Here is a 25,245-nt window from a genome sequence, read left to right on the forward strand (position 1 = left end):
TTGCTGCCTAGTTCACCGGAATCGTATAGAATAGCCGCGAACTATTGCTGTTGGTGTACCAGACAATATTGCCCCCGCTGACGACCGGATTGCATTCGGATAATACAAAATGCTTAATCGTCTGGATCGCACCTGCGGCTTGCCCCGAACCATCGATGAATACATATTTCAAATCACCCGGATGATTGTCCTTATCAAATTCCTGCCACAGCACCATGAATTTGTCATCCGTTATCTTCACCAGTTTCGGTATGGAGGCAATACGATCGGTGCCTGCATACTTAGCCAGGGTGATATGGTTAACGGAAGCGCTGGCAAGGCTGTTCTTGGGCAATACATTCAGCATAATATCCCGCTGATCCTTATCCAGCCCAACCATCTCATAAGAGGTGTAGTCTTTAACCAAGGAATGGTCGATGCTGTTCATAGCGACAATATAATTGCCTGCGGACATTTCGAATCCGCCAACCGAAACCCCGGTGGCATTCGCCCCGGTTCTCCCCGGAATCTGGAACAGGTCCACCTCGCTGTAACTCTTGCCGTCGCCTTTATTCAGGACAATTGAACGGGGATAGGCATCGCCATGATCCACAAGCACATGGCTGCTTCCATCGAACAGCACATATTGATCGAAGGAGTGGCTGACATGATTTTTCTGAAATCTTCCCATATCATTGGTCACGGTCATGGTGCCGGTGTTCACGATAATTGTGAGCTGGGACTGATGGTTTAATCCGTCTTCTGTCGTGTATCTTTCACGGCTGGTGTGGAAGACAAGCGTATCTCCCTGCTCGGCCATCCTTCCGGAGGCTGCATCAAAAGGTACTACCGTGTAGCTCTCCCCGCCTTTAACGGACACACTGTCGATACGGTTGAAGCTTTTATCATAACGGACGATGCGAATGACCTCTTTGCTGTTATCCTCTTCACGGTTCTCTTGTCCAAACGCAATATAGTTGTACTTCACACCACTGTAGAAGCCGCCGAACAGCGGAAGCTCATATGCTACTTTTTGAGTTGCTGTCAATTCATATTTGGCATTGTACGTTTCAATCGCAACCTCCTTGCCCGCCTCAATGACGCTTACTGTCCCGTCGCTATTGTTGACAAGGTAGGACTCTATTGTACTTTTCCATCTGGGAAAATTAGAAGATTCGGCATTGCTCTCCACCGGAGCCCCCGTCTTCACGCGGTACGCATGGTCCGGAACCTTAGAGTACATCGCCAGCTGGTTCAGCTTATTGTCGTATTCGAGCTCAAAGGGAATCTTGGCGGCCAAATCTCTCAACTGAAAATAATTTCTGCCGTCAATCGTGTAGGCCTTAATAGACTGCAACTGCCCGTCAAGCACCACCTTGGAATTGGACAGTGTAGCGCTATAGCTGCTGCTCTGGCTGTAATATTTGCTGCCTCCGCTCTCCTCAGGCGTATAGGCTTGTCCGGTTATGATCTCAATCGCGTTGTTTTTCTTATTCCAGGTAATATCGAACTGGCTGGAGGTTCCCGAGAAATGTTCGGCGATATCACGCAAGCTGTAATAATTATTGCCGAGTATCGCGAATCCGTTAGACTGTTTCTCTTCTCCATTAATAAATGTGCTGCTCTCTGCCACCTTAGCCTTCACCGCATTGTCCGCAAAGGTTGTGCTGCCAAAGGCTGGTGTAACCATTAACAATATAAGCAGCAGACTAAATAGCTTTTTCATTCGTTGTTTCCTCCATCGACTATAATTTTGCTAAGAATACTCCTGCCTGCTCCAACATTGAACCTTACCGAATGCCCCCGTTTCCGCTTGGTCTAAGAACCGCTATACTATGTATGTTTTTGTTGCTTTGGTGCCTTATGAAATAGAATATTTACTTACTTACGCAGTTTCTCCCTTTTTTCTTGGCCCGGTATAAGGCGGTGTCCGCAGACTTCATGACCGTATCCGGCGTTTTGTTTTTTTCATTTTTTTGGGCAACGCCGATGCTTATCGTTATGTATATGGGCCTGGCTGATCTCGTGCTTGCAGATTTCGATTTGCGCTTTGTTTTGCCTTTTCCTCTATTCTTCCCCCGCAGTGTAAAAGCACGCTTAGCCACTTTCTCGCGCAGCTCTTCCAGATGCGGCAAAGCATCCTGAATGCTTTTACCCGGGAACAGGATCGTAAATTCCTCACCGCCATAACGGAAGGGCCTTCCGCCTCCGGCAACCTCTCTTAAAGTAGAAGCCACCAGCCTTAGCACTTCATCCCCCGTATCATGGCCATAAGTATCATTGAATTTCTTAAAGTGATCGATGTCCAGCATGGCAATCGCATAATTCATCCCCAGCTTCATCATATCCTGCTTCAAGGCCCGCCTGGAAGGAAGTCCGGTCAGCTCATCGGAGAACGCCATCGAATACGAATCCTGAATGATCGAGGTAATCAGAATGATCCCCGACACGCCCCATAATATGGCATACCGGATAGGATCATACTCGCTATGCAGCACATATAACATTCCCGCCAGCACCGCAATGAAAGAAATATCCTGCGATGACTTCTGGGAAACTTGCCTGATGATAAGTCTTATCCCCGCCAACACAAAAGCAACCAGCGAGGCTTGCGACAATGGGGTGAGATCACGCAGCGTTACAGGCAGCAGATCCTTGCCGATCCGGTGCAGAATGGCGCTTTGGTCCGGGTTCAACAACCATACGGCTGCTGCTGCCTGAGCCAATATAAATGCAATGCGGAGAAGTCCCCATAGACTGAATATCCCGCGCTCCTTAAAGAAAGAGAAGATCAGGACATTAACAGGAATCACCAGGCAAAGAATGGAGTGAAGATCGGACACCGACACCTCGCCACCCGCGCCGGGCAGCTCCCGCAAATATTGCAGTGAGGCCAGACTGAGCGTAAAAATAAGGAGCAGAAAAAACTCCCGGCTGCGGTTGAATTTCCAGGAGAGGACGCCTCCGATCAGAAAGATGGGGTAGGGGGCAAGCCTCACAAGCTCCAGCTGCGGCTGGGAAAAGGTATGTGTGTTATTGGCAAAGAAGTACGCCAGCACAAGCAGAGCAAACGGCAGTATGATCGTGGATGCGACTTTGAGTATATTTTTCAACGTTCAATAAATCCTCCGTGTCCATTCAACTATACTTATTTATCGGTTACATGCCCGCGCCCGCTTAATTATGAATCGCACCTTTTTACCCGCCTGCACATAAAAAAACCTATCCATTACCGCGGATAGGTTTGTCCGATCTATAGCATTTGTGAATGCACATGCGTTAAGTACGTTTAGAATTCCTCATAGGTCGCCGGATCTTGATCCGCGATACGCCCGGATGCTGAGGTTAGTCCCGAAATTGTCTCCATTTCCGCTTCAGTCAGAGCGAAATCAAACACGTTCAGGTTATCCCGCTGATGCTCTACAGATCCTGCTTTGGGAATCGGAACCGCTCCAAGCTGGACATGCCAGCGCAGGATGACCTGGGAGATTGACTTGTTATATCTTCCGGCAATTTCAGCAAGCTTGTCATTCTCCAGAATACTGCTGCCGCGTCCGAGCGGACTCCAGGATTCGGTCACGATTCCGTGCTCTTTATGCCATCGGCGCTGCTCTTCCTGGTTAAACAGGGGATGCAGCTCGATTTGGTTCATGCTTGGCGCTACTCCGGTTTCCTTGATCAAACGCTCTATATGCTCGGGCAAAAAGTTGCAGACCCCTATGGAGCGGATCAGCCCTTGCTTCTTGGCCTCGATCATCGCCTGCCAGGCCTCAACGTATAAATTCACATTGGGGTTCGGCCAATGGATGAGATAGAAATCATAATAGTCCAATCGGGCCCGATATAAGGATTCCTGGATCGTTGCCACCGCTTTGTCATAAGCGTGATGGCGCCCCGGCAGCTTGGACGTAATGAACAGCTGATCCCTCGGCACAGAGCTTTGGCGAACCGCTTCGCCAATCGTTCCTTCATTCTCATAATTAAAGGCGCTATCCAGCAAGCGATAGCCGGCATCAATCGCTGTTGTAAGACTTTTTACACCAGCCTCACCCTTCAAGCGGTAAGTCCCAAATCCAATCGCAGGCACCTTTAGTCCATCGTTCAATTCAATTTCCGGGATTCTTTCAGTCATCGTTACTCTTCTCCTTTGTGTCGTGCAATCCCCAAACGGGCTGCACTCTATTTATGTTGAAGACGCAAACGCGCTTGCACCCAGTTTTATTTTACCTTATTTAGTCTGGAAGTGTCGCCTCTACTCCCCTTCGAATGCCCGCTTCAGCGCCGCGATATCCAGCTTGCCCATGCCCATCATCGCCTCTGTAACTCTCTGCGCTTTGAGCGGATCGGGATCTTTCAGCATTTCTTCGAGGACGGTGGGACAAATCTGCCAGGACAGGCCGTATCTGTCCTTCAGCCAGCCGCATGGCCCTTTGGAGCCGCCTTCGGACAGTTTCTCCCACAGATGATCAACTTCTTCCTGTCCCTCACAGTTGACCAATAAGGAGATGGCTTCGCTGAACTTAAATTCCGGTCCGCCGTTAAGTGCAGTGAACGATTGCCCGTCAAGCTCGAACGTCACCGTCAGAACCGTTCCGGCGGGCCGCTGCTTCCGCTTCGGTATCGAACCATAAATTCGTAACTATTTTCTGCATCACAGACTCCTCCAATAGTTTCATATTCCGCTCGTCTTATTCTTCCACGTACCAGAACTCCCTATACTGGCGGACTGCCAATGGATAATCTTCTACATTACTCCACGCTGTGTTGCCGTATCGGTTCACCGGGGCTAGAGTTCCTTAGATAGTTTGGGCCATTAACAAAATAGCAGCTATAACCAGGACAATAATTATGCTGTAACTTCCTCCCATATGAATATCATTTTATACGACTACACATTAAAAAAGAGACGTGGCTCTCTCACGTCCCTTTTTCTTCCCAGTTCTACATTCTCATTTTTTCGCTAACAGAGAATCCGCATATTAAACAAAATGTCTCGTATCATTATTCCGACCAAAGTTATAGGTCGCGAGCAAGAAAAAGACCACGGCAAAAGCGAATAAAATCAACAGATTAAATCCTATCCCGCCGAAGTTCTCCCCGCTCTGCAGACTTTCGAACGACTCCAGTACCCAAGTCTGGGGCAGGAAGCTCGCAATCCGCTGTACCGCCTCCGGCATCACACTAACCGGGAAGAAGCAGCCGGAGATGAAGCAGGTCGGAACGATAATCAGATTCTGCAGCGCACCCGCAGCAGCCGTACTTTTCGCCACAGACACGATAACAAGCGAAATGCTGACGGATACCAAGGCGAATAAAATCAACAGCCCGAACATCTCCCACATAGCTACGCCCGGATCGAGCCGGAATACTTCCCGCATAACGAACAAAGTAACAGCGATTTGGGCAATCATTATCAGCAAATTCACTATAATATTGGACAGCACATATGTCCGGGCGTGAACAGGTGAAGAGAGAATGCGGAAATACGTGCGGTTCTCCCGATTTTTCAGGATCAGCTCCGACAGGTTTACCGCCGAGGTCATCATGAACATGATCAGGAAACCAATGGATTGAAAAGACATTTCCTGCGCAGCAGAGGTATCCTCCACCCATTCGGACTGCAGCTGGAATTCTGCGCTCCGGTACTCCTCATACAGCTCATTAAAAGCAGTCTCCTCTCCACCGGATGCTCTGCCGATAGCCGCCACATGATCGATATATCCATACAGCATCGACTTGATATATAAGGTTGCTTCCGCCCCCTTTAGCGACTCTATTTCGATATGACCGGGTTCGCCTTGCAGCACACTCTCGGAATAGCCGGATTCCATAATGAGCCCGCTGTCCAGTTTGCCGCTGGCAAGCTGGGTTGTGAGTTCATTTTCCGTCACCTCTGCTAGTTGTATATTATCCAATCCCCGCATGAAGCCTAGCGTATCTGCGGCAATTCTGCCTCCGGTGTCCTTATTCACAATACCCACCTTGAGCACAGTTGGCCCTTGCGAGCCATAGAGCAGTGTACACAGTAGAATTCCGGCAACCGGAAGGCCAAAATATAAAATCAGAGCGGAACGTTTCCGAAAAGTAGCTTTCAAGGTCCTCCAGACCAGAAACCAGATATCCTGCTTCATTTACATGCCCTCCTTATGCCGCATAATCACAATCGCCGCCCCCAGAAACAATGCCGCCAGTCCCAGGTTCAGGCCCATAACCGGCCAGGCAGCTGACAACCGGTTTCCATAGATCACCTCAGTCAGCGCATGATTGGCCCATTGGATCGGTGACAGCTTAACCACCCATCCCATCAGCCCCCCTCCATCGCCTACAGGAAAATATGCGCCTCCCGCCAGTGAAGCAATCTGCAGTACAATCATAATAATGCCTTGTGATGCCGCTCCCTTTAGAATATAACTGCCGGCCAGTCCGAAGCTGATCGCCATAACCACTTCCGACAGCAGCACACCGAGCACGATTGACATATGTTCTCCCCAATAGGCATTGAACACGTATTTGCTGAACAGGATTAACACAAGGACACATAACATATTAATAACCAGACTGCCCATCAGCTTGCCCGTCAGCATCTCCCGCTTCGATAAAGGTGCCGTCATCAGTCTGGGGGCTGTGCCCCGTGTAATTTCATTCTTAATCAGCCCCGATGCAGGCATTGCGCTCCATAATCCGATCATCACGGTCATCGCCAGCGCATAATAATCAATCGAACCCGGCTTCCGGTCAGGAACAATCGATACCTCTTGAATATAATTCCGCTGTGCAGGGTCAATGATCATCAGTTCCGCCTTCCCCGGCTGGAGCCGGCTCACAGTCTCAGCTGCATTATAGCTGTCTGTAAACGAAACCAGCATTCCCTGTACTATGCTGCTCTCAAGTGTACTGCGGCTGCTTCCATATAGTTCAATCCCGCTATCCTTAAGCTCTATGTAGCTTGCATACCGGCCCTTCTCTACTTCTTCACGTCCGTTCATCCCTGTCTGCAAAGGATCCATCTGTATCCCGGATTTATCTGCTTCTAAAGAGAACAGGCTGAATGCCCGGGATAAGGGTTCATTTGCGCTCATATCCTTCACAATCACCTTTACATTCCCGATACTGACATTGCTGTTAAACGCATTAGTCAGTGTGAGCCCGAGAATAAGGATCAGCACAATCGGGAAAGCGAGCATGAACAGCATCGTGCCCCAGTCGCGGACCCCCTGTTTTATCTCCTTGAATGCAATCGACAACATATTCACCGGTTATCCTCTCCTTTCCCAGTCAGTCCCGCAAGCTGCGTCCTGTGAGTGTCAGGAACACGGTTTCCAGACTTGGCTCCCGCTCCTCCACCGACCGGATTTCCGCCCCCTCGTCCATCAGCTTCTTCAGGATCCGGTTCAGATTGTCCACCGCCGCATCGCTTTGAATCACAATAACCTGCCCGTCCTGCTGCACGGTACGGATGCCCGGTATGTCTTTCAAATGTTCTCCTTCCCCTCCGCCTGATGACTTCAGCTCCAGACGGATATCCTTCCTATCCGTAATGCTCGCTTTCAGCTGTTCCTTGGTGCCTTCGGCTATAATCTTGCCATGGTCCACAATGGCGATCCGTGAGCACAGCTCCTCGACTTCCTCCATGTAATGGCTTGTGTAAATGATCGTGCTGCCCGTTTCATTCAATTGCCGTACGGAGGACAGGATGTAATTGCGCGACTGGGGATCAATTCCCACGGTTGGCTCATCCATAATAATCAGCTTCGGCTTATGGGCGATCGCACAGGCGATATTCAGGCGCCGCTTCATGCCTCCCGAGAAGGTCTTGGGAAAGGCCTTGGCTTTATCGCCCAGCCCCACGAACTCTAATGCCTCAAGCACTCTTTCCTTCAGCACAGTTCCTCTCAGTCCATATAATCCGGCAAAAAAACTCACATTCTCATAAGCGGTCATATCCTCGTAGATGGCTAAATCCTGCGGCACAATGCCAAGATTCAGCTTGGCGAACCGGCTCTCCTTCATAATATCCTTGTCCAGAATGCGGATTTCACCTCCACTGGGCCGCAGCAGGGAGGAGATCATATTAATGGTTGTGCTTTTCCCCGCACCGTTAGCTCCGAGAAATCCGAAGATTTCGCCTTCCCGGACCGTTAAGGACAGGTTATCGACAGCCAGAAAATCGCCGAATTTCTTCGTCAGGCCTCGAATATCCAATACATTCATGCCGGAATCCCTCCAATTTTTCAGTGGCTTGCTGCCTGTTCTTCTTGTGCAGTTCTATTGTAAGAAAAAAGGATGCCCTTATGTCAGTGCATAAGTTCATCTTTAAGGTATGAGAATCTACTATTCTTCCAGGGAGCAGGGTGAATAATCTCACCTGTCTCCGTATGGAATCAATGTGGTAACCGTGAATCCCCGCTTGCCGTCTGCAATCACAGTCCCGCTTACCGCCGCCGTCCGCTCTTCCATTCCGCTTAGTCCAATCCCCTTGATGATCCTGGCCGCCCCTTGACCATTGTCGGAGACAACAGCTTTAATATACTGCTTGAGTACCCTGATCTCGACATGCACTGCTGAAGCCACAGCATATTTAGCTGTATTGGTCAGCGCTTCGGATACATTCTTATGTATAATTCCCCATTGCAGCGGAGTAATGACCTCCATGTCACCAGCATGTACAACTGATGTCATCAGACCTGCCTGAGCACCAAAGGACTCCACAGCCTTATTTAAGCGGTGCAGACCCAGCTGCTCCGTGGCCGGCTTGTTATTGTGCAGCGTGAGCCGGATTTCTTCAATTCCCTGCTTGGAGATGTTTATAGCGTTCTGAAGTAATCCTCCTGCTGTTACAGGATCCGTGCTTAGCAGCCTCTTCGCTGCCTCCATCTGGATCAGCGCACCGGTCATCGAATGCCCGATACCGTCATGAATCTCCTGAGTCAGCCGGTTACGCTCCTCCAGCTTGACTGTGTACTCCGAAGTTTTGATCAAGTCATGGCTCTCCAGCAGATGCTTGGCCTTCTGCTCCAGGTCCGTGCGCAGCTGCTCCAGTTCTCTGGACTGTGTGCAGACCTTAGCCACCGCTTGTCTCAGCACCGCATAGCTGAGAAAGCTCAGTACAGCAAGGCCGCTGTAGAGAACAAGCATGGAAGGGGGCAGGTAGAGCATCGGCAATAGCACCAGCAGTAGTCCCGCAGACAACCCCCACCTGCTTCTGGCGCTGCGGAATTCCGCGAATTCATAGACAATAAGCGGAAACAGCATCCAGAAAGACGGATGTGTGTAAATTGCACAGCCTATAAGATAGACCATGAGCAGCAGAAGAAGTGCCTGCCGGAACAAAGCAGTATGCACAATTGAGATCAGCAGATTCATGGCAATGTAGATCAGAACAAGCAGCACCAGCCAGCGATCAGGCTCCACAACTGTGAAATATGCCGTAAAGATGACCAACAGCAGCAGCAGTATTTTGTTGCCGGCTATCCATAATTGCATCATGCAGCCACCATCCTTTCGCTCAGCGGGCCTGTCCCTTCAGATAATAGATGGCGATCTGGGTACGGTGCTGCAGCGCCGTCTTATTCAGAATCGAGGTAATATAATTGGCGGTTGTTCCTTCGGAAATAAACAGCTGGCCGGAGATCTCTTTATTTGATAAGCCCTTGGCAATCAGCGCCATCACCTCCAGCTCCCGCTTGGTGAACAGAGTACGGTCAAAGGGTCCAGCCCCAAAAGGAGTGGTGTGCAAAGACTCTTCCTGCGGGCTAATCGCTGAGGACTTCGGTGTTTCTGACGTCTCTGTCATCGCAGCCCTCAGCTTATCCAGCATCACATCCTGAATCACGTTGTTCCCGGCCTGCACACTCTTAATAGCATCACGGATACGCTCCGGATCATTGTTCTTGAGCAGATAGCCCTTTGCCCCGAAACGGATGGCATCAAGGATATAGGCATCATCATCGAATGTCGTTAAGATGAGCGGCTTGGTCGCCGTCTCTAACACCAGCAGCCTTGCCGCTTCCACGCCATTCATGTTTGGCATGCGCACATCAAGCAGTGCCACATCAACCTCATGCGTCCGGCAATAATCAACGGCAGTTCGGCCATCCCCTACCGTATCCAGCACCTCAAACTCTTCAAATGTGTTCAATATAATCTTCATCCCCTCACGGATGAAGGAATTATCATCAGCAATCAGCACCCGGATCTTCATGAAGCAGACTCTCCCCTAACAGATTTCAAAGGAATCTCCAAAATAGAAGATCCTGAATCAGACCCCCTCATTATACATGTTATTCCATTTAAGAGCAGTAAGCTTGAAATATGACATACTGCCGTCACTGCTCTATGGTATAACTAGAATAAAAACGAGGTGTGTGCTGTGGCAAGCTATGAATATTCGTCCAAAGAGGAACTAATCGAGACCATTCATTCCAAATATGTGCTGCTGGATGCAGAATTTGACGGGATCGACGACAGCCAGAGGGATGCTAGAATACCTGAGGTGGATAAAACACCCGCCGAAATTATCGCCTACCAGCTTGGCTGGCTTCCGCTTGTCATGGGCTGGGACAAGGATGAACGGGAAGGCCATGAGGTACACATGCCGTCACCCGGCTATAAATGGAACCAGCTTGGCGGACTTTACCAGTCCTTCTACGAGCAATATGCCTCATTATCCCTCGCCGAGCTGCGAGACCTATTCCGCCAGAGGGAGCAGGAGTGGCTGGAATGGATCGGTACGTTAACCGAAGAAGAGCTGTTCACCCAAGGCACCCGCAAATGGACCGGCAGTAAGGACAACTGGCCGATGGCCCGCTGGATTCACATCAATTCAGTCGCCCCGTTCACCAACTTCCGCGCCAAAATCAGAAAGTGGAAGAAACACAGCGCGGCGGGGAACCCGGGTAATGTATAACAAATGTTGAGCAGCTCTGACTCATGAGAATTACTTGTTACCACGGTCCCCATTCGTCATTTATAAAATGACCGAAGAGGAAGATACCTTTGTTTACTCCCCCCAATCGGGTAAGTGGCTAAATGGACATTTGCACCTGACAAGCCGACCATTATCAGCGGAACACTATTAAAAACAAGCAGGAGACCTTGGGCTCCTGCTTGTTTATTGTTCCCGGTTGGATTGGGTTTCTACGAGAAGCTGCTGAATGAGGAAAACAGTATTCCCAATAGAGTTTATTCCTCGAGGGAATCTCCATTAGTCAACGTCTTAATGTTTATCCAACCTCCTCCTGATAATCCTGACGGCATTACTTCTTTCCCATATAAATCCGCAAGCGTGTTCGCAACTTGTATGCGGATTTCATTTAATCCCGGACGCATGGCCTTTGTGATGTCCCAGCGATACGGCGGCCATAGGCATGTTCCTACGAATTGTCCATTGATTAGCACGGATGCCGATTCCCTTACGTCCTCAAGCTCCAGTTCGATTTGCTGCTGCGCTTCGTCAACCCCGATGTCACTCATCATAAAGTTTTGCATATAAACGGCCTTGCCTGATAAATGAGGATATCCCTGTTCACTCCAGTATCCGGTTATAGGCTGAGGACTGGCAATTAATACGCCTTCTTCATTTAGTGCGAAATCTCCTATCAGAAATAAAGGGGAGGCTACCCGAATCATAGGCTCCAGGAGTGAGATGGTTAGCAGTTCGATCAAATTTTCACCCGCATGCACATAAGGTGTCAAATTCACACTTTTAAAAAAAGGATCCTGCCAGCCCGCAGTCTCAAGCGCCGGCAGTCTATGCCCGTTGATATAAATCTCCACACTGCGGCGCCTGGATAAAAAACCGATATGTGAAGGCACATACTGATCAATATCATCGGTGACCAGCCGTATCTCCTTGCCGATTGCCGAAGCATCAATCATGAGCCGGGTCCGATAGGTGTTGGTTTGGCCGGGCATCACCGCATTCATCCGTGATTCGCGGTCATTAAATGTCACTTCCCAACGATCCAGAACCTTCACATTGGGATCTTCCAGCTTAAAATCCCAAGATGAGGGAAGCAGGATAGTCTTCTCTAAGGAATACAACCCTTCCAGCAGTTTCCCAGGACCGGATTTGACAATACGAACGATCCGCAGTTCGCCAGGCACTAGACGGAATTCATTCGACTCCCTTTGTGTAAGAATAATTCGCTCGCCGTTTTCCAGCTTCCACTCCTCTACCCTTTCCATCGGTTGGGTCAAGCATTGGATCTCCGCCGTTTCCTCCGACCAATTCATCATCCAGAAGTATTGTTCGCCCTCTACCCACCGGCAAGTCACGATGACCCGTTCTTTCTCCGCTTCCGGTATGAACCAGCGTTCGGTTACTTGATCAACTCCTGGAAACTGCCGCAGCTGTTCACACAAATATCGCGCATCATCGGCAGTCACCTTCGGTTCGGACAGCAGCAGCGTTTTCCCTTGTCCATACACATGCCATTCTTCTTCCCCTGATTGCGGGAAAAGAGGGTTCAAATACTTATTCAGCTCCGGGTCATCTGTCTGGTTAAAGCTATCCGAAGGCACTTCTCCGATCGCGATCAGCAGCCCCCCTTGGTCCACGAACTTGTTCAGCTTGGCCGCCGACGCGACAGACATAACCTTCATACGAGGCAAAATAACAGCCCGATACTTCTCCTGCGACTTCGTAAACGTTAAATGACCCTGTTCTGCAAAACTACTCTGGATTTGGCTGTCGTCAGCGTAATCGTAGTCGAGTTGGTTGCGAATTAATCGATCGGACAGTAGAGCATGCAGCACATCCGAAGCGGGCTTAAGCTCTGCCCTTCCATTGTCGAACATTTCCTGATAGACCGTATGCACGGGGCTAAGCAGCAAAATACGGGCATTATGATGACCTATGCTCCCCATGAAGCTGAGTCTGGCGATATAATCGGCAAAAGCTTTATAATGGTCCCAGTGGGGCGCATGATAAAATTCCGTCTGCGGAAAATCCGTCTTGCGGTACCCTTCGAACGAATAATAAAATGCATGGGGAATAAACAAGTTAACGCCCAGAAACGCCATAAAATTGGCATCAAGTCTCCGTTGACGCATGGAATACCCGTGATCACTGGCTCCAAACGCTTCGCAAATGACGCGATTCTTGCCTTCAATATGGGCCACCGACGACGCGCACTTGACGGACAGAATACGATAGGGATTCTCTTTGGTGCCGATACCTGCTTGCAAATAATCGACACCGGGATAATCAAATTCCCGCAGCACCTGCGTCTGATTCCCCTGCGAACGTGCCTGACCCCAGATCGGTTCTTCCAGCGTATGACCGATATAGGCCAGCCCGCGAGCTTCGCACCATGAGCTTAATCCACGGTGATACGCATCGATATACCAGTGCGTAAGAGCCGCATAATAATCTTCACGTACTTTGTGGCTTGTATCTTCCACCTGAAAAAGCAGGGAGCCGAGATGGGAGAGAAGCGAGTATCCGCAGTGCTGCTCGAAACGCTCCGGAAGGTTTCGCGTCCATGCCAAAATCACCCCCGGCAAGCTTTCCTCCAAATGATCCACGCTTGTTTTCATCGCTTCTACTCCAGAAAATCCGTCGTGAATCATGAGCCCAGGCTCGTCGGTAAATACTCCTTGTATGTTCGTCCCAAAATGTGCAGACAACCGATCGAATGGTGCATAGCCCAGTTCGATAAATTTATTCACAGCTTCCGGATTCATCGTATCCAAGTAATAGCCTCGCGCAAAGGTTACCTTCTCAGCGACCTCGCATTCCCAAAACGCGAGGATTACATAATCCCCGTCTTCCTCCGGTTGCCAGGATCGACCGTATAAATGGGTCAAATCATACGGTTTATCCTGCAAAACAACCTTTTCCCCATCATTCTGTTTTATGCGGTAGGCCAGAATAGAAATCAATGAATGATGATCTTCTAAGGCAAAATCTATCAAGCATTCCCTCTGCCCATCCGTTGGAGAATATCTCTTCTCTTCCACCCGCAAATAACGCATCCTGTACTCGGGGAATTGCTGGGTCAACTTGCCTCCGAAAGTTCCGCTAGGCCAATTGTCCTCATCATATAGCCAGGTTTGCATACCGAGTCTGCTGCATTCCTCGATGCAAGTTTCGAGCATATCAAAGTAAGCCTCGGAGAAATACTCTTCGGTCTTGCCGTGCCTCGAGTGAAGTACAACACCGCCAATGCCTTTCTCATGCATTTCCTGTAATTGCCAGCGCAGCATTTCCGGGTTGTAGTCATGGTTTAGAAACCAGAACGGTTGCGGTCTGTAAGTTATGCCCGGATTTTGAAATAGCTTTCCCAGCTCCTGTGTATCTATCATTTCGTACCTCCATGGTTTGATCAGAAACCCGTTGAATTAATTTATCATTCTCTTGTCAACGGTTTTCCTTCCGCTCAAAGAGCCTTTTTGCCAACTAGCGCCCACGTATCCTTCAGGAGCTTGATATAGATTCCGCCTACAACGCTTCGGTGCTGAAAATTCATCTGCCTAGCGGTATTCGTGTCATACCAATCAGAAAAGGGAACGCGATCTGGCGTTTCATTTAAAGCGTCCCATAGGGGTTCAATCAAGCTGACAAAATCCTCCCGCCCGGAAGCCAGGGAGGCCGCCCAAACAAGCCAATCAGCTTTGGTATAGGCTGCTCTGCTATCCATCGGAATCCCGTATTTATCCTGCTTCTTTAAGTACCAGGAGACTTCTTTTTGAATAATGGCTTCATCAAAAATATGCGTAGCAAAGAGGATATCCCAGATCAGGTTATACTTTAGGCTCCACGTTCCATCCTGGCCGAAAGCAAGCTTATAATGATCCTGATCTCTAGCCAGCTCCTCCCATTTAATCGCCATCTCTTCAGCCGCTTTCTTATAGCGTTCAGCTTCAGCAGAATGTCCCATCATACCTTTAAGAAGGGAATAACTCGCTACGCCCATAATGGCCTTAACCGATAAATTGGCGTTTCGTGCCAGATGGCCGGCAAAGTCATCCGTGCATAACTGATTCTCAGGATCGAGCCCGTACTCAAGCAAATAATCGGCCCAAATGGACAAAAGCTCCCCCTGCTCAGTTGCGAAATCGGCGTGTCCATCCGTCAGACAAACTGCGGCTGCCATAATCAGCATATTGCCGCATTCCTCAACCGGCATTTGACCTTCTAAGGCATTCTCCGAATAAACCTGCCCGTTGGCAATTGGATATTGTCCGACGTCATGTGGAGCAAATTCGAACGGCCAGGCATCGCTGGCTGCATATTTAAAAATCGGCCTCATCATCGCTTTAACGAGTTCCGGATTATAAAGCAAGAACAACGGAATGGAGGGGTAACTTACATCCACTGTAGCAATACAGCCATTGCTGTAGCATTCCTTGGACATAAATAAGAGCTTCCCCTCAGAATCAGTCACCAGCTTGTGCGCAGCGATCGCCTGCCGGTAAGCCAGCACCAGAAGCTCTGCGTATTTCTCTCCGCCTGAACGTACTCCGTCCGCCCATAACTTTTGGTCGAATGCCGTACACTTCTTGATGAGATCAGGATACTCTGCGAACGCATCCCCAATCATTCCAAGGGCCGTTGTTCCGCTCTTTTTCCAGTAGGCCTGAAGCTTATCTCCGAAATATTCAATGGCATAAACATCATCATAGGCCAGCACGAACAGATTTGAAACTTCAGCAGCACCTACTTCCCCGCAATCCCAAGTGCAGGCCATAACAGGCTGGTGCTCACGAACAGCTTGCGGCATATCCCCCTTAAGGCTCGCGACAATCTCATCTTTGCGCACAAATTGCTTTCTGATTTCAGCTGAAGCCAGATAGGTCCGCATTTCAGGGGATTTTTCAACTGCCAAATAGAACTGGCCCCAGTCAATTCTCAAATCGTCACCGGAACGGTTTAAGTAAGCTTGTTCCTCATGACTCATCTCAAGAACAACCAGTTGGCCCTCCTCATGCTGCTGCCATACTACCAGCTGATCACTGGAGTCGACACACCATTCTGCAGTGACATCGAAGTAGATGTGCACGTTATGGGGCTTATCATCCACCGAGCAGACGGAAAGCTGCACATAAGAGGCCGGTCGTGACAGGAGCTCCAGGTTATCCATCAATAGCGGTGTGGTAAAGCGCATCTGCAAGCGGACTCCCGATTCTTCATAACAATAGGTGCTGGAGAGAGGTGTTAGCTGAACTTCCTGTTGCTTCATCGCCTTCGGTTCGGCATAATAGTTTTCCGCATTCGGCTCGACCCGGCCAGCAAATCGATATGGAGTACCGTCAATAATAATTAATCCCGTCATTGCATTTCTTTTGCCGGTCCAATGTCTCGTAAAGTCATCGCTCAAACGGTCAGCCATAGACCATACGCTAAAGTACGGATCAACCGTCACCAAAGGTATTGCTGGAGGGCGAATGTTTGTCTTCATCCTAATCAATCTCCAATCATTGTTTATTAATCTGAATACGAGCACTCCCTGCATCATGCTCGTAACGAATGAGCAGGGTTCGGGTCTCCTCATCCCACACAAAAGGAAGCGCCGCTTCCTGTTCGTTGATATGGATCGTTGCACTCACCGGTTTAGCTGAACAATGAATTCTCGCTGCTGCGTGTACAGCTTTTGGCCCTTTGACGTAAAAAACGATTGAACTCGAATCCTCCGTGAAGCACTCCGTTCTCGAAGAGGCTGCGATAACCCCGCTGTTGCCCGCATGGTCATATTCGAGGTCATACAAGAGAGCCTGCTGGCCCGGCTCTACCTTAACATGTCTAACAATAGGCAACCCTGGATCAAACAGATCCACATAACAGCCCGCTAATTCAAGCGGATGCTCATGGACGGACTCACTCATCACTGAGGCAACAACATAAGGGCCCCGTTGAAGCATGAAGTGATTTGCAGGTTCCCAGCATATTTGAGGATCATTCAAGCCTGCCATCGCTTCCCGAACCGCATCACGGAGCCTGTTTCCCGCAGCCGTACTCTCCGCAAAGCTTTCGGGCCGAACAGGCAAGTACACCAGCAACCCCTTACCAATCGACGTCATTCTCTCTGAAGAATCAGGAGATAGTCCCAGACCTTCAAAAAGATGCTCGCGCGGGGAATGGTAGTGACGTTTGCCTTGGTTCCACCATTCCTTAACCTGATGATATGGATCACTGTCATCGCCGATATAGATCAAGGCTCCGCCGTCTCTCACCCATTGCGCCAACGTGCTGTGAAGATCGGGGTACTCGGGCTTCATGAATTCATAGCTCAGGATCAACACCCGGTAATCATCCAAATAACCCGGAAATCGTCTTGCATTATCGAGCTGAACCGGTCTTACAGGCAGGCCATGCTTGACAAGCGGAAGCGTTAATCCGTAAAAAGAAGAGAAGTTCAGCAATTCGAGCGCATATTCGTCCGTCAGTTCAACTTCGTTCGTCCCGTCATACTTCATCATAAAGCCAGCAGTTTCAACACCCGGGCGCATGCGTTGGTACATGGCTGAATCAGCCAACAAAACCCCCACCTTGACATCGTTTCCAAAGACCCGAATATCCGGTTGATCCATGTTGCCGAGGGCATGCATAAGTGTGAGCAAAACGGTCCCATAATCCGCAGGAATTCCTTCCTTGCCTGTTCCGTCCGCGCTGGGATACTGCCCCTCGAAGATCCGCTTGGGCCATGGGGCAACCTCATAATGGGACACCCCGGGATGCAGCAGGGATGCCGTCAGCGTCTTGAAATAATTTATCCTGTAGTCCTCCCATGTACGTTTGGGATCATCTTCTATGGGGTCGTGCAGGAACCACACGCGGCGATCCGTTCCGCGTACCAACTCCTGCATAATTCCATATTCCAGAAACGCTGTTTCAAATGTTCTCTCCGCGCGGTTGCCTTCGTAAACATTGGCTGTGCGTGAGGTTCCTGTCCATACTTGGGCGATATACCCATTGATGGAGGGTAGATCAAGCAGTCTTGATTCCGGACTGACAATCCGCCACTGCGTATAATTAATCAGACTGTGTGTCGGTACGAAAAACCGCAGCGGCCGGTCATAGCGAACCAGCGAATATTCCTTGAGAGCTGAACAAAGCCGATCCAAACACCTTGTATACAAATAGGCTTTCAGCTTGGAGGCGTGATATTGTGCATTCTCTGATTCATGAGGTGGAATCCATGGCTCGTTATAATAATTTCGCCATTCCCGTTTAAATGCCTCAGAGTACCCGCCCTCCACCCAGAATTCCGGCTCCTCCAGATGGATAGCATCAACTCCCGCATCCACAGCAGGACGAATCTGTTGAATCAGATAATCGGAGTAGGCCACTGTCGGCACCATGTACGGGATGTCAACCGATGTCCCGTGGATGATGTTCTCCCCATCCTTGTATTTTTGCGCTTCGTCCCAGTGAGAGCGACCATCAAAGTTGCCGTTCAGGTAATCCTGATAGCCGCCCCAGGATACTCCTGTCATCAAATGCACCTGATATCCCTTCGCCTTCCATTGCTGAATCCGTAACGGCATTGAGGGATTAATTCCGTAAACCATCACAAAATCCGTCTGCAGATCGTAAGCTTCTCCGTAGGCACCCCCCTCCTGAAAACCGGTACGCTCTTCCTCGCGGCCTCTCTCCTTCATTACTTCATCTCCCTTGTGCTCTGATTATGCAAGCTGAACACGAATGGTCTTAATTTCAAAGGGTGCAAAATGCAGCTCTGCCCGTGAATCGTTATTTTGCAGAACTTGGATCGGGTTTTCCATCAAATCCGCCTCTTCAATTGAAAGGCAATCCAGTCCGATGGAAATCATCCCTTGCGCCGCAGTCCCCGCCGTTTCGTACAAACGAACAATCAGATGATCGCTGTCTTCAGCCTTTTTCACGGCTTCAACCATTACATAAGGATTGTCGACTTGGATCAACTGAATAGGAGCATGCTGTGCTGTATCTGCCTGAATCACCTCCACCACCACCATAGGGGTGTTCAGTTCATAACCTTTACGATAAACACTTGCTTGAATGAAATCTCCTGCATGCGGATACAAAGCATAAGTAAATTTGTGCTCTGCCCGGTCTGCAGTTGGGTCTGGATAAGCAGGACTTCTGAGCAAATTCAAATCGAGAACATTGTGCAGAGCGCTAAATCCATATTTGCAGTCATTCAGCAGGGCCACGCCATAATCCGGTTGAGAAAGGTCGATGTATTGATGTGCGCAAATTTCATCCTTGGCAAATTCGATCAGGGTATTGCGGGTCGTCGGCCGCTTTAAATAGCCAAATTGGATCTCACAATTGACTTGATCGCTGGACACACTGGTCGGGAAGGACACTCGCAGCATCTTGCCCGATTCGCGCCAGTCCACCTCGGTTTCAAACTCCACCATCGAACCGCCCATGGTCAATATAATCTTCTGTAAGAGTATTGATTCACCATAGCGATATTCTTGCCGGACAACCGCTTGCGGCCCCTCTATATGGGCTGTACTTCTCACCAGCGTCATGGCTCCGGCAACCGTCTCGCGGTAATCATGCGGAAAGTCCCAGGCATCCCCGTCATCATGGTAAATCATAAAGACATTTGCTTTCGTCCCAGAGTGAAGTGCCTCCCGTCCGCAAAGCTTATCGTACACAGAAACGATACTGCCATCCTCATCGAACATGACCTTAAGCTTTTCGTTCTCAAGCTCGCGGCTGCCCGCCATCAACCCTTCAACAACGGACACCTCATGTTCAGCCTTCTCAAGGGTTCTGTATCCCATTGCAGGTACGCTGACCAAATGCCAATTACCGTTCCATTCCACCCACTCCTGCCGATCCCATGGCAGCGAGTTGAACAAGACGGGCTGGTTGGACCATCCGGCCATGCTGGCAATTCTTTTATAAGTATCTTTCGTCATCGTATGGACCTCATCGAGCAGTATGGCATAACGCTCAAGCGATTCATCATAGACTCTCGCAATCGAGGAACCGGGCAGAATATCATGGAACTGGTACAGCAAGACTTCCTTCCAGATCTCTTCTAGCCTTGCTGCCGGATAGGCTTCACCGTGGGCGGCCCATAACAGCGATGCTGCAAACTCCAGCTCCCGCAAGGCTTTCTCCATCTTGCGGTTATACCGTTTATTGCGTCCCTGCGTGGTTAACGTCCCCTGATGCTTCTCCAGGTATAGCTCCCCTTTGAACGTTTGGAAGCGGGAGGCCTCCTTGTCCAGCCGTTGGAAAAAGTTGATTGACGGCTCTTGAATAACCGGTGGGACACCCAACAGATTCTTCTCCCGGGCCAGTCGCTCCAGATGCTCTTCTCCTGGTCCGCCTCCCCCATCGCCAATGCCAAACAGCATGAGTGCATTCTCAGACACATTCCGGTCTAAATAGCTGTTCTCGATCTTGACGAGTGACCTTGGCGCAGCAGGACTGTTGTAGGTATCCTCCGGTGGAAGATGTGTCAAAACCTGAGTTCCGTCAATTCCCTCCCAGATAAAACTGTGATGCGGGTGCGTATTATATACACTCCATGACAACTTTTGGGTCATCATATAATCAACCCCCGACTTTTTCAGTAACTGGGGAAGACTTCCTGTGTATCCGAAAACATCCGGCAGCCATAGCACCTTCATTTCCTGACCAAATTCTTGCTTAAAGAAGCGTTTACCATATAAAATTTGCCGCACTAGCGCTTCGCCGCCAGAGATATTCGTATCCGGTTCAACCCACATTGCACCCTGCGGCTCCCAACGGCCTTCCTGTATGCGCTCCTTTACCTTGTCGTACAGCTTCGGATAGTACTCCTTCATCCATTGATAAAGCTGTGGTTGACTGGCGCCAAACATGTAATCCGGATACTTTTCCATATTGTACAGCGCCGTCGAGAATGTACGCGCACCCTTGCGAACCGTTTCCCGAATCGGCCACAACCAAGCAAGATCCATATGAGCATGCCCGATTGCACTTACCGTCAAGGAAGGATCTCCCCCGCGTTTGTTCAATTCCCCGGCAATCCGTTCGCTTGCCCGGCGCACGTTATCAGTATTAATCTCGGACAATTGATTCGCTGCATCATATAAGCATTGATAGATTCGGGTTTTTCTGATACTGGTCTCCGGCAATTGCTCAGCCAAATCGATCAACACTTCAAAGTCGTAGTACAGCCTCCGGGTTTCTTCATGACAAACGGCAATAACAGCTTCCTTTAACCTGCCGCTTCGATAATTACCGAACAGATCATTGCAGCCGCCATCCGCCCATAGGTTAATAACTTCCCCGCCTTTGGCAGCCGGACTGAAGTCCACTACTCTTTTTCCGGGAAGTCCCAGGCTGTAATCGAATTGCGAGTTGATGTTGGTTAGTCCCTGGCAAGGTGTACCTTCATGATCCACCAGGCAAAGCTCTCCATTGACGTCGATCAATAGCACAATTTTGCTGCCAGCCTGTGAGTCCGGCACCATTCCTCCAAAGTGAAACCATGCACAATCCCACAAGTCTCCCCACTTATCCCCCGGCTCTAAATGGATTTGTTGTCCGGATGTTCTCTCCGCATATACGACGGGTTCTGGGGTTACCCAAGCCGTTACAGCTAATAAGGATATTGGCTCATAAATAGATTTCTCCAACTGCGACATGGCAGCCTTCGCCTTTTTCAAAAAAATAGAATTGGTTTCATACGGCATTCTCTATCTCTCCTTTTGACCGTGCGTTTAATAATGAAGTAAAGAGGACTGACGAAAGGCAGTCCTCCTCATCCACCTCATAGAATCGTATTAGTTCGTTATAGCTTCTGCCTTTTTCTGAGCATCGTCCATGATGGATTTAATATCCCCATTGGTCATAACCGATTTCGTTACAGCATCACCGAATAGTTGCCAAACCTTGGAATTCTCTTTTGTGAATGTTGGCAAACCTTGCACGTTTCCTGCCATTGCCAAGTAATGCAGATACATCTCCGGATGGTTGGCTTTGTAATCATCCGACTCTGCAATCGTTTTTAGAACCGGAGATCTCACACCGGTATCCGCGATAAGAGTCTGCACTTCCTCACTGTACATAGCCCGAATATATTCAAAAGCCGCTTCTTTGTTCTTGGCTTCCTTAGGCACGGAGTGGAAAGCCGCACCTATTGTAATATTGCCCGCTTTGCCATCGGAAGACAGTGGAATTGGCGCCATTCCATATTCGATGCCAAGCGTTGAACTCTCGACTGCACGCCATGGACCGTCGATCAGATAAGCAATTTGCCCTTTCTTAAAGGCATCGAAGTAAGTACCTTCATTCGTATTCATCATTAATCCAGCAGGATGATAGCTGTTCAGTTCTTTCATGAAGGCAATCGTCTCCAGGTTGGCTTCACTGTTGAAGGCTGGTTTACCTTGAGCATCTGCGAAGCCGCCGCCATTGATGACCAGCAATGTGCCATACCGTAAATATCCGCCGGCGTTAGGTCCACCGTACACGCCTCCCCCGTAGAATTTACCCTTACCAGCTTCAGTTACCTTTTTCAGGTTCGCAGCCAGCTCATCCCACGTGGCAGGAGCCTTATTGGGATCAAGGCCTGCTTCCTTCACCAGCTTCTTGTTCCAGAACAAGCTGTTTACACCCGGTTGGGAGGCGAAACCGTAAATTTTCCCGTCATACTCCATCGGCTTCCAGGCTGCCGGTGCAATATTCTCGCGGATATATTGATCCATATCCGCCGGGAAAGGCTCCAGCAGTCCTTGCTGGGCGAAACCAGGCATCTGGGTTTCTCCAACGATAATATCGGGTATGTTTTTCGCAAGGAAGCCTGCTGTCTGCTTCTGAATCAGCGGGTCACCCCAGCCCCAGTCTTCCGTTTGCAACGTAATATTTTTGCTCTTCAACTTATCGTTGATGATGGTCTGGTAAAAGTATCCAAATACGTTCGTATTCACTTTACCGCCTGGAGTATACGTAAAGTCAGCTTCTACAGGACGAGGACTTAGAGTTTCGTCTGCAATCAATGCTTTCTTCTTTACTCCGAGCAAATCGGACACGATGCCGGCACCCACGCCGACAGCTCCTTCATTTAAAACCGTAATCGTAACATTCCCCGTCTTGGCAGCATCTGTTGCCGCTGCCTTCTCTGTTGCCTTCGCTGTTTCATTACTTGTGTCAGCAGCCCCGTTATTTCCTGAAGAGCAGGCAGTCAACCCTATTGACATCATAATGACTAGAGCAGCGTTCGTTATTTTTCTCGCTTGCATCCTTTAACCCCTCCAATATGAATAATGATTTGCAGATAGACAATATCACAACCAATTAATACATCTAACATATTTATTTATATTAAATATGTCATATATATTCATCCTTTAATCCCCGTACTGGCTAACCCTTGAACGATATACTTTTGAAAAAAGAAAAAGATCAACAGGGCAGGCAGGGTGACGCCTAGACTTAAGGTGATAATCAAAGGATAGTTAATTACAGCACCGGGACTGGCCCCAACAGAGGACAGCTTTGTTATTGCAGCCGGAAGCGTTTGCAAACTATCGCTTGAGGTATAAAAGAAAGGTGTAATAAAGTCATTCCAAGTACCCAAGGCTGTTGTTATGGCTATAAAAGCCATAATAGGGAGCTGCAAGGGGAATAGGATTTGAAATATTAATCGGATGGTTCCAGCCCCATCCATCCTCGCGGCCTCATCCAGCTCGATCGGAACCTTCTCAAGCGATTGCTTGACCAGAAAAGTTCCCATGATATTAATGGACGGCCCCCCGATTAAATAAATCCACCATGTGTTTAAAATCCCTGTTCCACCGGTGAACACATCATTGCCTCCTGAGAAGGGAAATCTGGCAAATTCCAGGTAGGTCGGGATAATGGCCAATGTTGTCGGAATCATTTGAGTAGCGAGCATGATTAAGAATAAAGTTTCTTTCCCTTTAAATTTCAAGCGGGCAAATACGTAACCGGCCAAAAAAGAAGTAGTTAGCGCCCAGAACGTATTGTAAACGGTGCGAATGATGGAGTTCCGGAAGTAAACCGTCACCGCCGCATCCATCGAGCCCATAATCAATGCTTTATAGTTGGCCAGCGTTGGTGCTTTGGGAATCGGAAATACCCCTAGTACCGTTCCGCTAAATTCAGTTTTATTAAAAAAACCTGCCATTACCATGAAGATGAGAGGATAGAGCAGCACCAACCCAACACCAAGGAGGACGATGTGACTGAATAGATGAACCGGACTGAACTGGCTTTTAATTTTTATGCGCAACTGTTCGGACATGACTTATTGCCCCCTTTTGATTGGTTTATTGGGAATAGTCATTCGTTTGTCCGATGCCGTAGACCAGTTATAGTAAAATACTGTAGCCACGATGACGATTGCTGCCATGATCAGCGACGACGCTCCAGCCATGCCTAGGTTGAAATCCCAGAAGCCGTCACGATAAATCCGGAATACGAGCACCTCTGTCTGTCCATAAGGTCCGCCATTGGTAATAAACAATACCTGCTCGTAGATCTGAATCGCCCCAATCAAGCTCGTAATAACAATGTAGGTTGCAATTGGCTTCAGCCCAGGCAGTGTGACAAACTTCAATTTAGCCCACCGGCCCGCACCATCGATGTCCGCAGCTTCATATAAAGTCTGATCTACCGATTGCAATCCTGCCAGCCAGATAAGCGCTGCGGCCCCGACACCCTTCCAGGCCGAGTAGATTACGATCCAGAAAATACCCCACCCGGCAGAATACTGCCAAATAATCGGTTCTTTGCCGATGGACTTCAAAAAATTATTAATGACCCCATTATTGGTATCGAGCAAAATATTAAATACCTGAGTGGTTGCCACAGTCGAAGTAACTGCTGGAATATACCACAGCGACCGATAAATGCCTTTGCCCATTAAGGGCATATTCATCAGAATAGCTGCTCCGAAGCCGGCCGTTAACGTAACCGCTGTCACTAAACCGCCTAACCAAATGGATCTCCATAGTGCTCCGGTATATACCGGGTCTTTGAAGAAACTAATAAAATTATCAAACCAAATAAAGTCCGGTGTATCATTTAACCCCACCCAATTAAAAAAACCGAGAAAAAAACCAAAAATCGTTGGAGCCCCTGAAAGAACCAGCCAAAACAACAACATCGGTGTAAGTATGACCGCAGCGATGACAGCGTCTCTATGCCTTCTCATCATCCGTTTGAAAGAAGATTGCCCGCGGATCTGGGCCGTTTTATCCATATGCAGTACCCCCATTGCTATAGTTAAAGCCTCATTTCCCCCTGCCCTTAACCACAACCTTCCTCATCTATGTATTTGCAAAACAAATATATAATAACATATC

General features: G+C 49.0%; 17 protein-coding genes. 1 reads left to right on the forward strand and 16 read right to left on the reverse strand.

Annotated features, from left to right (window positions below; all coding sequences use genetic code 11):
- Positions 1 to 7: 7 nt before the first annotated feature.
- The 9 genes from NYE29_RS05745 to NYE29_RS05785 form a co-directional block, all read right to left on the reverse strand.
- Positions 8 to 1,705, reverse strand: a complete 1,698-nt coding sequence (locus tag NYE29_RS05745) for a hypothetical protein (RefSeq protein WP_340894789.1) — start codon at positions 1,703 to 1,705, stop codon at positions 8 to 10.
- A gap of 151 nt (positions 1,706 to 1,856) precedes the next feature.
- Entirely contained in the window at positions 1,857 to 3,092 is a 1,236-nt protein-coding gene (locus NYE29_RS05750; RefSeq protein WP_340894790.1) for a GGDEF domain-containing protein, read from the reverse strand.
- Positions 3,093 to 3,268: 176 nt separating this feature from the next.
- On the reverse strand, positions 3,269 to 4,111 hold the full coding sequence (locus tag NYE29_RS05755) for an aldo/keto reductase (RefSeq protein ID WP_340894791.1): 843 nt from the start codon (positions 4,109 to 4,111) through the stop codon (positions 3,269 to 3,271).
- A gap of 120 nt (positions 4,112 to 4,231) precedes the next feature.
- Complete coding sequence (locus NYE29_RS05760; protein ID WP_340894792.1) at positions 4,232 to 4,558, reverse strand: VOC family protein; 327 nt, start codon at positions 4,556 to 4,558, stop codon at positions 4,232 to 4,234.
- 400 nt (positions 4,559 to 4,958) lie between these two features.
- Entirely contained in the window at positions 4,959 to 6,110 is a 1,152-nt protein-coding gene (locus NYE29_RS05765; RefSeq protein WP_340894794.1) for an ABC transporter permease, read from the reverse strand.
- The gene (locus NYE29_RS05770; RefSeq protein ID WP_340899623.1) at positions 6,111 to 7,226 is read right to left on the reverse strand and encodes an ABC transporter permease; all 1,116 of its coding nucleotides are present in this window, start codon (positions 7,224 to 7,226) and stop codon (positions 6,111 to 6,113) included.
- 28 nt (positions 7,227 to 7,254) lie between these two features.
- Positions 7,255 to 8,190, reverse strand: a complete 936-nt coding sequence (locus NYE29_RS05775; protein ID WP_076110286.1) for an ABC transporter ATP-binding protein — start codon at positions 8,188 to 8,190, stop codon at positions 7,255 to 7,257.
- Positions 8,191 to 8,340: 150 nt separating this feature from the next.
- The gene (locus NYE29_RS05780; protein ID WP_340894796.1) at positions 8,341 to 9,465 is read right to left on the reverse strand and encodes a sensor histidine kinase; all 1,125 of its coding nucleotides are present in this window, start codon (positions 9,463 to 9,465) and stop codon (positions 8,341 to 8,343) included.
- A gap of 19 nt (positions 9,466 to 9,484) precedes the next feature.
- The gene (locus NYE29_RS05785; RefSeq protein WP_340894798.1) at positions 9,485 to 10,180 is read right to left on the reverse strand and encodes a response regulator transcription factor; all 696 of its coding nucleotides are present in this window, start codon (positions 10,178 to 10,180) and stop codon (positions 9,485 to 9,487) included.
- A 168-nt stretch (positions 10,181 to 10,348) separates the two neighbouring features.
- Between NYE29_RS05785 and NYE29_RS05790 the strand changes: the two genes are divergently transcribed.
- The gene (locus NYE29_RS05790) at positions 10,349 to 10,885 is read left to right on the forward strand and encodes a ClbS/DfsB family four-helix bundle protein (RefSeq protein ID WP_340894799.1); all 537 of its coding nucleotides are present in this window, start codon (positions 10,349 to 10,351) and stop codon (positions 10,883 to 10,885) included.
- Between the two features lie 275 nt (positions 10,886 to 11,160).
- Here NYE29_RS05790 and NYE29_RS05795 read toward each other — a convergent pair whose 3' ends face one another.
- From NYE29_RS05795 to NYE29_RS05825, 7 genes are all read right to left on the reverse strand, one after another.
- Positions 11,161 to 14,286 (reverse strand): glycosyl hydrolase, encoded by a 3,126-nt coding sequence (locus tag NYE29_RS05795; protein WP_340894801.1) that lies wholly within the window; start codon positions 14,284 to 14,286, stop codon positions 11,161 to 11,163.
- A 74-nt stretch (positions 14,287 to 14,360) separates the two neighbouring features.
- On the reverse strand, positions 14,361 to 16,382 hold the full coding sequence (locus NYE29_RS05800) for a glutaminase family protein (RefSeq protein WP_340894802.1): 2,022 nt from the start codon (positions 16,380 to 16,382) through the stop codon (positions 14,361 to 14,363).
- A 16-nt stretch (positions 16,383 to 16,398) separates the two neighbouring features.
- Positions 16,399 to 18,582: a hypothetical protein gene (locus tag NYE29_RS05805; protein ID WP_340894804.1), complete on the reverse strand. Its 2,184-nt coding sequence runs from the start codon at positions 18,580 to 18,582 to the stop codon at positions 16,399 to 16,401.
- A gap of 24 nt (positions 18,583 to 18,606) precedes the next feature.
- Complete coding sequence (locus NYE29_RS05810) at positions 18,607 to 21,609, reverse strand: alpha-mannosidase (RefSeq protein ID WP_340894805.1); 3,003 nt, start codon at positions 21,607 to 21,609, stop codon at positions 18,607 to 18,609.
- A 90-nt stretch (positions 21,610 to 21,699) separates the two neighbouring features.
- Positions 21,700 to 23,157, reverse strand: coding sequence for an extracellular solute-binding protein (locus NYE29_RS05815; protein WP_340894806.1), 1,458 nt, complete (start codon positions 23,155 to 23,157; stop codon positions 21,700 to 21,702).
- A gap of 101 nt (positions 23,158 to 23,258) precedes the next feature.
- Positions 23,259 to 24,182 (reverse strand): carbohydrate ABC transporter permease, encoded by a 924-nt coding sequence (locus tag NYE29_RS05820; RefSeq protein WP_340894808.1) that lies wholly within the window; start codon positions 24,180 to 24,182, stop codon positions 23,259 to 23,261.
- Positions 24,183 to 24,185: 3 nt separating this feature from the next.
- Positions 24,186 to 25,142, reverse strand: coding sequence for a carbohydrate ABC transporter permease (locus NYE29_RS05825; RefSeq protein WP_052091807.1), 957 nt, complete (start codon positions 25,140 to 25,142; stop codon positions 24,186 to 24,188).
- Between the last annotated feature and the right edge of the window lie 103 nt (positions 25,143 to 25,245).

The sequence above is a fragment of the Paenibacillus sp. FSL M7-1046 genome, from assembly GCF_038007405.1.
GTDB lineage: Bacteria > Bacillota > Bacilli > Paenibacillales > Paenibacillaceae > Paenibacillus_AQ.